This is a genomic window from Lysinibacillus sp. GW823-FHT02G10 (assembly GCF_058797135.1).
Window position 1 is genome coordinate 349,373 of sequence record NZ_JBXAJI010000002.1, and the last position, 12,444, is coordinate 361,816.

General features: G+C 38.1%; 11 protein-coding genes. 3 read left to right on the plus strand and 8 right to left on the minus strand.

Features of this window, described 5'->3' with window-relative positions; translation table 11 throughout:
- Positions 1-10 precede the first annotated feature (10 nt).
- From AC1RFD_RS11645 to AC1RFD_RS11655, 3 genes are all read right to left on the minus strand, one after another.
- The gene (locus AC1RFD_RS11645) at positions 11-652 is read right to left on the minus strand and encodes a FadR/GntR family transcriptional regulator (RefSeq protein ID WP_048393566.1); all 642 of its coding nucleotides are present in this window, start codon (positions 650-652) and stop codon (positions 11-13) included.
- Between the two features lie 132 nt (positions 653-784).
- Complete coding sequence (dnaE, locus tag AC1RFD_RS11650) at positions 785-3,868, minus strand: DNA polymerase III subunit alpha (RefSeq protein ID WP_288583843.1); 3,084 nt, start codon at positions 3,866-3,868, stop codon at positions 785-787.
- A gap of 22 nt (positions 3,869-3,890) precedes the next feature.
- Positions 3,891-4,835: a DHH family phosphoesterase gene (locus AC1RFD_RS11655; RefSeq protein ID WP_082148153.1), complete on the minus strand. Its 945-nt coding sequence runs from the start codon at positions 4,833-4,835 to the stop codon at positions 3,891-3,893.
- Positions 4,836-4,925: 90 nt separating this feature from the next.
- Between AC1RFD_RS11655 and AC1RFD_RS11660 the strand changes: the two genes are divergently transcribed.
- On the plus strand, positions 4,926-5,231 hold the full coding sequence (locus AC1RFD_RS11660) for a YtpI family protein (RefSeq protein WP_048393558.1): 306 nt from the start codon (positions 4,926-4,928) through the stop codon (positions 5,229-5,231).
- Between the two features lie 55 nt (positions 5,232-5,286).
- Here AC1RFD_RS11660 and AC1RFD_RS11665 read toward each other — a convergent pair whose 3' ends face one another.
- Both AC1RFD_RS11665 and AC1RFD_RS11670 read right to left on the minus strand, forming a co-directional pair.
- The gene (locus AC1RFD_RS11665) at positions 5,287-6,594 is read right to left on the minus strand and encodes a DRTGG domain-containing protein (protein WP_004226205.1); all 1,308 of its coding nucleotides are present in this window, start codon (positions 6,592-6,594) and stop codon (positions 5,287-5,289) included.
- 152 nt (positions 6,595-6,746) lie between these two features.
- A complete protein-coding gene (locus AC1RFD_RS11670; protein WP_016994815.1) occupies positions 6,747-7,430 on the minus strand; it encodes a metal-dependent hydrolase in 684 nt (227 codons plus the stop codon).
- 235 nt (positions 7,431-7,665) lie between these two features.
- Between AC1RFD_RS11670 and AC1RFD_RS11675 the strand changes: the two genes are divergently transcribed.
- Complete coding sequence (locus AC1RFD_RS11675; RefSeq protein WP_004226198.1) at positions 7,666-8,754, plus strand: M24 family metallopeptidase; 1,089 nt, start codon at positions 7,666-7,668, stop codon at positions 8,752-8,754.
- 51 nt (positions 8,755-8,805) lie between these two features.
- Here the strand turns inward: AC1RFD_RS11675 and ald are convergent, their stop codons facing one another.
- Entirely contained in the window at positions 8,806-9,921 is a 1,116-nt protein-coding gene (ald, locus tag AC1RFD_RS11680) for an alanine dehydrogenase (RefSeq protein ID WP_004226195.1), read from the minus strand.
- Positions 9,922-10,342: 421 nt separating this feature from the next.
- Between ald and AC1RFD_RS11685 the strand changes: the two genes are divergently transcribed.
- On the plus strand, positions 10,343-10,792 hold the full coding sequence (locus AC1RFD_RS11685) for a universal stress protein (RefSeq protein WP_004226191.1): 450 nt from the start codon (positions 10,343-10,345) through the stop codon (positions 10,790-10,792).
- A gap of 61 nt (positions 10,793-10,853) precedes the next feature.
- Here AC1RFD_RS11685 and AC1RFD_RS11690 read toward each other — a convergent pair whose 3' ends face one another.
- Positions 10,854-11,783: a class I SAM-dependent methyltransferase gene (locus AC1RFD_RS11690; protein WP_259419417.1), complete on the minus strand. Its 930-nt coding sequence runs from the start codon at positions 11,781-11,783 to the stop codon at positions 10,854-10,856.
- Positions 11,784-11,872: 89 nt separating this feature from the next.
- Entirely contained in the window at positions 11,873-12,376 is a 504-nt protein-coding gene (tpx, locus tag AC1RFD_RS11695) for a thiol peroxidase (protein WP_004226187.1), read from the minus strand.
- Positions 12,377-12,444 lie beyond the last annotated feature (68 nt).

The following is a 12,444-nucleotide window of genomic DNA, read 5'->3' on the forward strand; positions in this document are numbered from 1 at the left end:
TTGTTGTTGTCTAAATGCTCTGTACAGTACTCATCCACTGCTCATAAGCTTTTAATGCTTCTTTTTCGTAACCCAGCTGCATCGATTTCAACATCGTTTGAATGATTAATTTTTCATCTTCTGTTGAGTTTCGATTTAAACGGTCGCCATCATAAGCTGCTAATTGAAACCAGATTTTTAATGAAAGACGATTACCTGTCGTAATTAATAGTTCTCTTAAAATATCTCGACAATTAATTGTACCTTCTATTTCTAGTTTCACAAAAAAACTATCCCACACAGGTAGTGTGCGAAGAATCTCTGTACAACTTATTACGCGGATTGCTTCCATTTCATGAATTTGTCGCGTTAATTCGACATCTTTTTTTGATTTTTCATCTTCTAATATAAACATCGACAGTATTTCTACGAGCTGATGCTTATGTGTGGACGCAAGAAAAGTACCACCACCATGTCTCGTTTCAATAAGCCCTAGCAACTCTAAGCTTCGCAAAGCCTCTCTCACAGAGGATCGCCCGACACCTAGACGCTCTGATAGAACTCGTTCGGAAGGTAGCTTCTCACCTGCTTGAATTTTTTCCATTTTAATGAGTTGACGTAGTTGTTGGACGATTTCTAAAAACACTTTTTTTTGTTCGGTTTTTTTATCCATACGACTAACTCCCCTTATCAAAAAAGTGGTCTGACCACTTTTTAACGTTGACTCTAGCTTACAAAATAACTGTGCAAAAGTAAAGAAAAAACTGCATAAAATTTAATGCAGTTTCTAATTTCTTGTTTCATTTTATATCTTTTTCGTCGTTTGCGCATGTTTTACTTTGATTTGCGGCTTGCCAAAACGTCTTTCTAAAACACCTTCAATCCATAACATTTCCTCCTCTACCAGCAGGTCTTGGACCAACTGAAAGGTTTGTGGAAAAAATGTAGTGGAAACTGTTCCAAACTCATCCTGTAGCTGAACAAAAGCCATTTGCTCACCTTTTTTCGTACGGATTTTCTTCACTTCTTCAATCAGACCAATCATTTTTATGGAGGTACCATCACGCTTCTGCTTCAACTCTCGACAGGTACTATTGATATCCGCCCAGAAGAGTCTTTCCTGTGCAACTGGATGGGTAGAAATATAAAAGCCCAAGCTCTCTTTTTCATGCATCAATTTTTCCTTCTGGGACATTGCTTCTGCCTGCATATATTTTGGTTTACCAAAACTAAATGCCATTGCTGATGCTAAATCAATATCTTCAGTTGGCCTTAAAAGTTCTGCGTGTTTCAAAGCTGCCTCAACTGTCATGATGAGGACGGCTCTATCTTTTTCTAGATAATCAAGCGCCCCAGCATATATCAATGATTCCAACACTTTTGGCTTAAAATGCTGCGCACTTAAGGCAACAGCTAGATCAAATAGGTTATTTAATACCTCTGGATTTATTTGACGGAGTCCATGTATTTTTTCTATAAATGTATGAGGCACACCTTTAATTCCTGATAAGCTGTAGCGAATGCCTTCCTTTTCCACCGTAAAATATTTCGTACTACTTTTTAATGAAGGTGGATAAAATGGGATGCCCTTATCTTTTGCCTCATGGACAAATTGTTGAATCTTTTCTACATTTCCCGTGGCATTTGATAATAACGCTGCATAAAAGTTTTGAGGGAAATGCGCCTTTAAATAAGCCATTTGATAGGAAATAACACTATAGGCCACTGCATGACTTTTAGGGAAACCATAATCCGCAAAGCGTACAATCAGTTCGTATACTTCTTCAGCTAAACGCTGATCAAAGCCTTGGCGTAGCGCCCCCTGAACAAATGCTGTGCGTTGCTCCTCTAAAACTTGTCGATTTTTTTTACTCACTGCTCGGCGAAGCAAATCTGCCTGTCCCATTGTAAAGCCGGCCAGTACTGATGCAATTTTAATAATTTGTTCTTGATAAACGATCACACCAAAGGTCTCTTGTAAAATAGGCTCTAGCACTGGATGTGGCATCGTTACCATTTCTCTGCCAGCCTTCCGTTTTGCATAGACAGGAATAAAATCCATTGGACCTGGGCGATAAAGTGCATTTACAGCCACAATATCTAAAAAGGTTGTAGGGCAGATATCACGCAAGGCTTGCTTCATACCGTCTGATTCTAATTGAAAAATCCCCAGCGTATCCCCTCTTTGTAATAGTTGAAACGTCTTGTCATCATGCAGTGGGATTCGCTCAAATTCTATCCAAGGACCACCAGCTTTATAAATTGACCAACGTATTTGCTCTAAAATAGTGAGATTGCGCAAGCCTAAAAAATCCATTTTGACGAGACCACATGCTTCAATATCTCCCATTGGCCATTGCGTACTATAAATACCATCATGCCCTTCTTCAATCGGTACAGTATTCACTAAAGGCGATGGAGCGATGACAATACCAGCTGCATGTATAGACGAGTTTCTTGGTAGGCCCTCCAATTTTAACGCCACCTCGTACCAACGCAAATGCTTATCATTCTCCGCTAACCAGCCTTGAAAGTCCTGTGACTCTGCTACAGCTCTTTGTAATGTAATTCCCGGCTTATTTGGAATCATCTTCGAAATTTTTTCTAGCATTTCCGCATCAAAGCCAAATACCCGTGCAACATCCCTGGCAACTGCTTTTGCAGACAATGTACCAAATGTAATAATTTGTGCGACATTTGCTTTGCCATACTTTTGGGCAACATACTGAATGACTTGATGCCTTTTACTATCAACAAAATCGATATCAATATCAGGTAAGGTAATTCTTTCAGGATTTAAAAAACGTTCGAATAATAAACCATAGGCAAGTGGATCTACTTGGGTAATCGAAAGACTATATGCCACAAGCGAACCTGCTGAGGAACCACGTCCAGGTCCCGTCAAAATTCGATTTTCTTTTGCATATCGCATAAAATCCGCCACAACCAAAAAATAGTCAGCAAAGCCCATAGAGCAAATAATTTCTAGTTCATACTGTAATCGTTCATGGTAAGCACCGGGTATTGCCAGTTGCTTGAATCGCTCTTCTAATCCAGTAAATGCTTCTTTAACAAGCAAGCTTTCAGCTGTTTCACCTTCAGGTACAGGAAATTTAGGCATTTGCACAGGCATTTTTGGTAAATCAGCTTTACAGCAAGCAAGCATTTTCGTACTGGCATCAAGCCAATCTGGACGATCCGCAAACCAATTTTGCCATTCGAATGCTGTTGGGGCAAAATAGCCCTGTACATCAGCTGTTTGCATAGTATTACCAAGCTTTTCTCCTGTATCAATTGCTCTTGCTACTTCATAAGCAAAATGATCTTCTGGACGCAAGAAATAACAGCTTTGAGAGGCTACAAGTGCAATAGCATGTTCTTCACACCAAGAAACGAAATCATCTTCTTGTTCAGCTTTTATCCCTCCAGGTCTAGCAATCCCCATATAGAGGTGATGGTTAAACAGTTGGACCAAAGCAGAAACCATTGCCTGCCAGTCATCTACATCTGTTAAATCGTCTGAAGAAAGTAGCGCTATACAACCTGCTGAATATCCCTCAAGCCATTTCCAAGGCAGCATATCATCTTGTCTAATTGAAATCGCACTACTAATCTTTAATAAATGTTGATAGCCCTCCTGTGTCTGCGCATACAGGACGAGGGGAAGCGTTTTATCATGCCACTGAACGTTAACCGAAAGCCCTATAACCGCATGGATATTTACTTGCTGCAATGCTTTACAAAAAGGCAAAAGCCCGTACAATTTCGTATTAACGATTGCACAGGCTTGTGTCTTTTGTTCTTGTAAAAAAGGAATCAATTGCTCAAGCCGAATTGTGCTTTTCAATAAATCCGCGCTCGTATGCATCTTTGTATATACATGTGTCAAATGAATCCCTTCCTTTTCTCTGTTAATGATACGCTTTACAAATCTCTTTTAATCTTGCAATAACGAGGTCTGCTTCTTCCCATGAATAGGCAGTAGCACCAGATGCAAGCGGATGTCCGCCACCGTTAAATTCTTTTGCTAATGTATTGATAACGGGACCCTTCGAACGTAATCGTACACGGATCTGATCCCCCTCTTCAATGAAAACAACCCATGAGCATATATCTTTAACACTGCCTAGGCAGCCTACTAATAAAGAAGCCTCAGATGGCACAGTGTCATGCTCTGCCAGTAATTCTTTTGTTAGCTTCACATAGGCAGCTCCATGCTCATCCATTGTAAAGTTTTGATAAATATATCCCTGTAAATTAAGTAATTTTTGCTCCATTTCGTACATGCCATCAAATAGTTGGTTTCGATCAAAATCATATGTAATCAGATCCGCAGCAACTTTAAATGTTTTAGCTGTTGTACTTGGGAATTGGAATCTGCCTGTATCGCCCACTATTCCTGCAAATAATAAGCGTGCAGCAGCATCTGAAAGTTTCCAGTTTGCTACTTCCTTGCCTTCTTCATATAATTCATAGATCATTTCACTACAAGAGCTTGCTGTCGTGTCCACCCATAAAAGATCACCATAAGCATCATCATTTGGATGATGATCAATTTTTATCACCATTTTTCCTTTTGTGTAGCGTTGGTCGTCAACACGTTCTGTATTAGCCGTGTCAGTGACAATAACTAAAGCATTTTCATACACTTCATCCGCTATTTCATCAGGCTGTGCCATAAAAGATAAAGAAGCATCATGTTCCCCTACAGCAAAAACCTTTTTCTCAGGATAATTGGCTAAAATAATCTCCTTTAAGCCTTGCTGCGAGCCATAAGCATCAGGATCAGGACGTACATGACGGTGGATAATAATGGTTTCATTGGCCTCAATTGTGTCGATGATTTGTCTTTTCACAATAATTTCCCCCAAAATGATAGTAAGAACCGTTAGCATTTTTACATAATTATCGTTACAATAATGTCTAGTTATGCTAGGAGGTTTACTATGCTCAATTTAATATTTGTGTTTGCGATTATCATATCTTTTGTTTTTTATTTTTATTTTAAAACAAAACAATTCCGTTCTCCATTACCTATTGCTAAAAACTGGTATAAAAGCAAAGCGAACATCGGCTTAGGTTCCTTAATATTGTCATTTGCTTTAAATCAAGCTTATTTATTCCCGAGCTTATTTACATTTATTATTGTAGCAATTCTTGCCGCGCTCGGCATCTTAGTTATTGTAGAAAATATAAAAAAAGCACGTCATTATGGACAATTTGTTGAGGAAGAATTCCGCATTAATCAATAATATATGTAACAAAGGGATGACCAAGCAATTGCGCTAGGCCATCCCTTTTCAATACTTAACGTTCTAATAGTTGGAACATCATCATTGCCTTACCAACAAGCATTTGTTGATTATACACTTCAAAATCCATCTTCACAAACTTACGACTCATATCTAAAATCCGAGGCTTAACAGTTAGCGTACTTTCCATTTGGACTGGTTTAATAAAGTAAATAGTCATATTCTCTGCCACTGCATCTCCACGTTTACGTCGTTTTAATGCGAATGAACCGACCTCAGCTAGTAAAGTTGTAAAAGCACCGTATGAAATTGCTCCATATTGATTGGTCATTTGTGGTGTGACTTTAAATTCAACGATGAGTTCTTCATCACCTAATACCTTCATTTCATTTTTCACTAAATCATCAATCGTTTCACCATGCTGTGGCTGTCTTTGTGCTAATTGCAACGCCTTCAGTACATCTTGACGGCTAATAACACCCTGTAAAATATTGTCGTCATCTACAATTGGTAAGAGATCAATCCCCTCCCAAATCATTCGATGCCCTGCCGAAGCGACACTCATTTTCATGGAGCCTGCAATTGGGTTTTTCGTCATTACTTTTTCAATAAGCTCGTTTTCTTCACGACCAATGACGTCTTTTACGGTAATCATACCGACCAATTTATTTTGGTGGGTAACTACAGGAAATGCACCATGGGTTGTACGTTCATTCAGCTTCTGGAAATGATGAATTGTTTCATCATTTTTTAATGCTGCAGTGTCAGTCATCGGTACATAAATGTCTTCGATAAAAAGAATATCTTTTTTAATCAATTGGTCATAGATTGCCCGGTTAATCATTGTTGCTACTGTAAACGTATCGTAGCTTGTTGAAATAATTGGTAAATCTAATGAATCTGCAAGCAACTTATTATCTTCCGTAGTATCGAAACCGCCGGTGATTAAAACAGCTGCCCCCGCTCGAAGAGCATTCTCATGTGCTTTAATACGGTTACCAACAATTAATAAGCTACCTGCATCAGTGTAACGCATCATGTCCTCTAATTGCATAGCCCCAATAACAAATTTTGTTAGTGTTTTATGTAGACCTGATTTACCACCTAAAACTTGGCCATCTACAATATTAACAATTTCTGCAAAAGTTAAGCGCTCAATATTTTCTTTCTTTTTTTTCTCAATACGAATTGTTCCAACACGTTCAATAGAACTTACTAAGCGACGATTTTCAGCTTCCTTAATTGCACGGTAAGCTGTTCCTTCACTCACTTGCATTTCCTTTGCTATTTGCCGTACTGAAATTTTATCGCCCACGGGTAGTGATTCGATGTATTGTAAAATTTTCTCATGTTTTGTAGACAAAATATCACCTATTTCCTAAGCTTCAATTCTGCTCTTAGTGTACCATATTTTTTATGAAAATATTTAATATAAAGTGATGAAATTGTTTAACTTTCCCCATCATTTCAACTACCAGCGTGGTGTCAATTCATATAGTACAGCATTACCAACGATTAGAAACAGTTTACTTTTTCACCAGCTTTCAAAATTTGAACTTCTGTATTTTGTACTAAATCTGCAAAAATCTGTGGATCTTGCTCGATTGGTGGGAATGTATTGTAATGAATCGGTACGACAATTTTCGGCTTTAAAAACGAAACTGCACACGCTGCATCCTCTGGCCCCATTGTAAAATTATCACCAATTGGTAAGAATGCAATATCAATTGGATGTCGTTCACCAATTAGTTTCATATCACCAAAAAGAGCTGTATCGCCCGCATGATAAATTGTTAATCCTTCAATAAATAATAAAATTCCAGCAGGCATGCCCATATAAATTATTTCGTTATTTTCTGTTACATAAGAAGAGCCATGAAAGGCTTGTGTAAACTTTACTTTACCGAAGTCAAATTCCTTTGCACCACCTATATGCATTGGGTGTGTTTTTACACCTTGCCAAGAAATCCAATTAGCCAGTTCATTTGGCGCAATGACTAGCGCATCTTTTTTCTTCGCTAATTCTACTGTATCTCCAACATGATCATTATGGCCATGTGTAAGTAAAATAATATCTGGCGCTTCGTCAGCCACTTTTAAGTCTGTTTGCCCATTGCCATTAATAAAAGGGTCAATTAATATCGTTTTTCCATTTGTTTGAATTTTGACAACTGAATGTCCATGATAACTTATTTTCATCTTAACATCCTCCTCGATTAACAAAGTACAGTCCAACATTTTAATTCGCTACCCATGCGCTTTTTCCCTTTTTTTGATATGCTTGTACAGAGAATAATGGTAGTATTCTCTAACAGCTTTATACCCTGTTAGAGCATAATTATTCAGTACTCGATAAGAAACCTCGCTACTTTTTTCGGCAGTCGAAGCTTTCTTACGTAAAAAATTTTCCATGCACTAAAAGGAGGACATATTAATGTCAAAGGTTGAAGAAATCCAACGTTACTTGCAGCAAAATCATATCGATGCAGCATTCGTAACAACACCTGACAATGTTTTTTACGTTTCAGGCTTTAAAAGTAATCCACATGAAAGATTACTAGGAGTCATGATTTTTAAAGATGCGGAGCCTTTTCTAATTTGTCCACAAATGGAGATTCCAGATGCAAAGGCTGCTGGTTGGTCTTATGAGGTAATTGGTCATCAAGATACAGAAAATTCGATGGAAGTTCTTGCTCAAGCGATTGTAGCACGCCAAATCACCCCAGCTACATTTGCTATTGAAAAAGCACAACTCATTGTTGAGCGCTTGGAAGCTTTACAGCAATCTTTCCCTCAAGCTAGCTTTGTGCGTCTTGACGAAAAAATTAATGCGATGCGCGTAATCAAAGATGAAAGTGAATTAGAAAAATTACGTAAAGCTGCTGAATTGGCCGATTATGCAATTGAAATCGGTTGCAAGGAAATTGCTGAAGGTAAAACAGAAATGGAAATCCTAACAGCAATCGAAAGTGCCATTCAAGATAAAGGCTGTAAAATGTCTTTTGAAACAATGGTATTGAGTGGTCCAAAAACTGCCTCTCCTCACGGGAAGCCAGGTGCACGTAAAATTGAAAAAGGTGATATGGTACTATTTGACCTTGGCGTTATTTACGATGGCTATTGCTCAGATATTACACGTACTGTAGCTTTTGGGGAGCCTAGTGAAGCACAAAAAGAAATTTATCAAACTGTTTTAGCTGCCAATACAAATGCTGTCGCAGCAGTAAAACCAGGTGTTCGTGCGATGGACTTAGACAAAATTGCGCGTGATACAATTACAGAGGCTGGTTATGGTGAATATTTCACGCACCGCCTTGGACATGGTCTTGGTATTTCTGTGCATGAATTCCCATCTGTTACAGGTGCCAATGAGATGACGATGGAAGAAGGTATGGTCTTTACGATTGAGCCTGGCATTTATAAATCAGATGTAACAGGCGTACGTATTGAGGATGATGTTGTCGTTACAAAAGATGGCGTTGAAGTATTAACAAAATTCCCGAAAGATTTAATCATTCTATAATGCAAAAAAGGAAGCAACTAGTGTGCTTCCTTTTTCTCTGTCTAGCAAAGTTTATTGAATTAACTCATCCACATTGACAAATGGTAGTCCTTGCGAATCTGCCACTGCTTTATAAACAAGTTGTCCATCTAATGTATTCACACCTTTTTTCAGTGCTGCATTATCAAGGCAAGCTTGTTTGTAGCCTTTGTTGGCAATTTGAAGTGCATATGGAATTGTATTATTTGTTAAAGCAATTGTAGAAGTACGTGGTACCGCACCAGGCATATTTGCAACTGCATAGTGTACAACGCCATGCTTCACATATGTTGGATCATCATGTGTTGTCACACGATCAGATGTTGCAAAAATACCACCTTGGTCAATTGCAATATCAACTACAACAGAGCCGGCTTGCATTGATTGAATCATTTCTTCCGATACAAGTTTCGGTGCTTTTGCGCCTGGAATTAATACAGCACCAATAACTAAATCTGAATCTTTCACTGATTCTGCAATATTATATGGATTAGACATTAATGTTTGAACATCGCGTCCAAACATATCTTCTAATTGACGTAAACGTTCTGGGCTTAAATCGATAACTGTCACATCAGCACCCATGCCAACAGCAATTTTTGCAGCATTTGTACCCGCAATACCACCGCCAATTACTGTCACTTTTCCACGTTGTACACCCGATACACCACCTAGTAAAATACCTTTACCAGCATGGTTTCTCTCTAAGAACTGTGCACCAATTTGTGTAGCCATTTTACCAGCGACTTCACTCATTGGTGTTAACAAAGGTAATGAACCATTTGCTAATTGTACTGTTTCGTAGGCAATTCCTACAACTTTTTTATTTAAAAGTGCCTGAGTTAATTCAACCTCTGGCGCTAAGTGTAAATAAGTGAATAAAATTTGACCCTCGTAGAAGTAATCATACTCAGAAGCTACAGGTTCTTTTACCTTCATAATCATTTCTTGGGACCAAGCTTCTTTAGCTGTTTGAACAATATGAGCACCTGCTGCAATGTAATCAGCATCCGTAAAGCTTGAACCTAGCCCCGCTCCTGTTTCAATGTACACTTCATGCCCTGCATGTGTTAAAGTGACAACTCCTGCTGGTGTCATTGCTACACGGTTTTCATTGTTTTTAATTTCCTTTGGAATACCAATCTTCATTGTTTCCTATCCCCTTCCATAACGTAAGAAATAAGCATCATTTATGTAACTAAACTTGATGCACCCCTTGCACTTCCATATTACCAAACAATTGCAAAAAAAGCTTTAACTAATGCAAATACAGATAAAATTTATAAGATTTCCAAAATAACAAATATTCAAACGTTGTATATCATTATAAATTACTATATTTAAAAACTAAAAAGGAGTATAGGTAGCAGTTAATGGAGCTGATTCATGTGTAGTTGAAACCAATCAAAAGACGTTTACACACTGCAAATAGTGGGAATTAGATATTTATAATTAATTAACATTTCTACATGAAATGCCTTCACATTTTCATAATTTTTCTTGCGGAAAGTATTTCCTTTAGAAAATCATTTGGTATAATCAACATATACAAATCAGGGAGGTTTTTCAAATGGCTAATCATTATAAAAGCATTGTTGTTGCAGTAGACGGTTCAAAAGAAGCTGAATACGCGTTTCGTAAATCAATTGATGTTGCAAAACGAAACGAAGGTGCAGTGTTAAATCTAGTAAATGTAATCGATACTCGTTCATTTGCTGCTATCGAAGCATATGACCGTTCCATTGCAGAGCGTGCTCAAGCATTTTCTGAAGAACTATTAAATGGTTACAAAAAGCAAGCTGAAGATGAAGGTTTAACGAATGTTAATCTTATCATCGAGTATGGCTCTCCAAAAAATATCATAACAAAAGAGCTTTCTAACATCGTAGACGCAGATTTAATCATTTGTGGTGCAACTGGTCTAAATGCAGTAGAACGCTTCCTAATCGGTTCTGTATCTGAGGCTATTGTACGTTCAGCTAAATGTGACGTACTAGTTATCCGTACGCCTGAAAACTAATTTGTAATACATAAAAAGGTATCCTTGTATAGGATACCTTTTTACTTGCACTCAAGAGCAATTACTTGCCCTCTTTCCACATCTTCACTTTTTCAAAGAATAGCGCAAGTGCCTGCTTATTCTGCATATTTGGTACTTTAGCTAATAGGACTTCTTTAGGTGCTTTCAATTCCTTCGATTGTTTTTGTAAAATCACAATGCTCTTCTCTAATGATTTATTTGCAAACATCGAGTCAGGTAATTGAATAATCGCTTGAATCCACGCATGTTTTTGAATGTATTTGTGTAATTGCTTAGACTGCTCTGACTCAAACAGATGAGATGGTGCAAGGAAAAATAAATAGCCGCCATCCTTTGTATAATTCATTGATTGCTCGATGAATAAATGATGGGCATAACTCATCCCCTCCGCTGGACATAATTCATAATCGAGCGCCACTTCTTCATTTGGATAATAACCTACAGGTAGATCACAAACAACGGCATCCACTGGATTGACCAATAAATCTTCTAAGGCATCTTGACGGTATAAAGAAATAGGTTGTTCTGTTAAGTCAGCAGTTGCCGCAGCAAGACGAATAAGTAGCTCATCCACCTCTACACCTGTTGCTTCCACTTTTCCATCTAATAAATTCATAACCGTCAGTAATAAATTGCCCGTGCCTACTGCTGGGTCCATGATCGAGATCTTTTCATTTTCAAGACGCTCTGCAAAAATCTGCTCCACAAAGTAGCCCACTAATAGCCCTAACGTGTCAGGAGTCATTTGATGATTCGGCTGTGAGCCTTTGCGCATCCCTTTTAAAATAGCAATTTGAATAGCTTTACGAATATCCTCTTTTGTTGCATCTTTTTGAGAAAAATCAACTTCGCCATCAAGCCATGCCTCTAACCCATCTAATAATCCTTCTAGTAACGTTATATTGTGTTCTTTTTCAATTTTTTCGGCATGCTCATTTAGCAAACCAAATAACTTTTCGATATTTTCCATATCTAACTTCCTTTCACGCAGAAAAGAGCCGTGACAAACACTTGTCACAGCCCCTTTGTCTAGTATTATCTTAGCCTAAAAGCAGCTTATTATGCTAGTGCTTTGACAGCTGCAATGGCCGCTTCATAGTTTGGATGATCTGTAGCTTCAGGTACATATTCAACATATGTTACTTTATTGTTTGCATCCACAACGAATACTGCACGTGTCAGAAGACGTAATTCTTGAATGTATACGCCATATGCCTCACCAAATGAAAGGTCGCGGTGATCTGATACAGTTTGGACAGCATCTATACCTGCTGCACCACACCAACGCTTTTGAGCGAATGGAAGATCAACAGATACTGTATAAATGACTACATTATCACCTAAGTTCGCTGCTTCCTCATTGAATCGACGTGTTTGCGCATCACATACACCAGTATCTAATGATGGTACAACACTAAATAAACGAATTTTTCCTTCTGAATCATTTAATGTTACAGGTGATAGGTCATTCGCTAATACCGTAAAATCTGGAGCTTGATCGCCCACCTTTACTTCATTTCCTACTAGTGTCACTGGACCATTTTTAAATGTTACTTGTGCCATCTAAACGCCTCCTAATCATCATATGTACATAATATTACTAAATGAAGGGAATTAATTGCAACTATGAT

Coding starts and splice junctions, on each gene's coding strand:
- AC1RFD_RS11645 (WP_048393566.1), bottom strand. CDS start 652: ATGGATAAAAAAACCGAACAAAAAAAAGTGTTTTTAGAAATCGTCCAA.
- AC1RFD_RS11660 (WP_048393558.1), top strand. CDS start 4,926: ATGCTCAATTTAATATTTGTGTTTGCGATTATCATATCTTTTGTTTTT.
- AC1RFD_RS11670 (WP_016994815.1), bottom strand. CDS start 7,430: ATGAAAATAAGTTATCATGGACATTCAGTTGTCAAAATTCAAACAAAT.
- AC1RFD_RS11675 (WP_004226198.1), top strand. CDS start 7,666: ATGTCAAAGGTTGAAGAAATCCAACGTTACTTGCAGCAAAATCATATC.
- ald (WP_004226195.1), bottom strand. CDS start 9,921: ATGAAGATTGGTATTCCAAAGGAAATTAAAAACAATGAAAACCGTGTA.
- AC1RFD_RS11685 (WP_004226191.1), top strand. CDS start 10,343: ATGGCTAATCATTATAAAAGCATTGTTGTTGCAGTAGACGGTTCAAAA.
- AC1RFD_RS11690 (WP_259419417.1), bottom strand. CDS start 11,783: ATGGAAAATATCGAAAAGTTATTTGGTTTGCTAAATGAGCATGCCGAA.
- tpx (WP_004226187.1), bottom strand. CDS start 12,376: ATGGCACAAGTAACATTTAAAAATGGTCCAGTGACACTAGTAGGAAAT.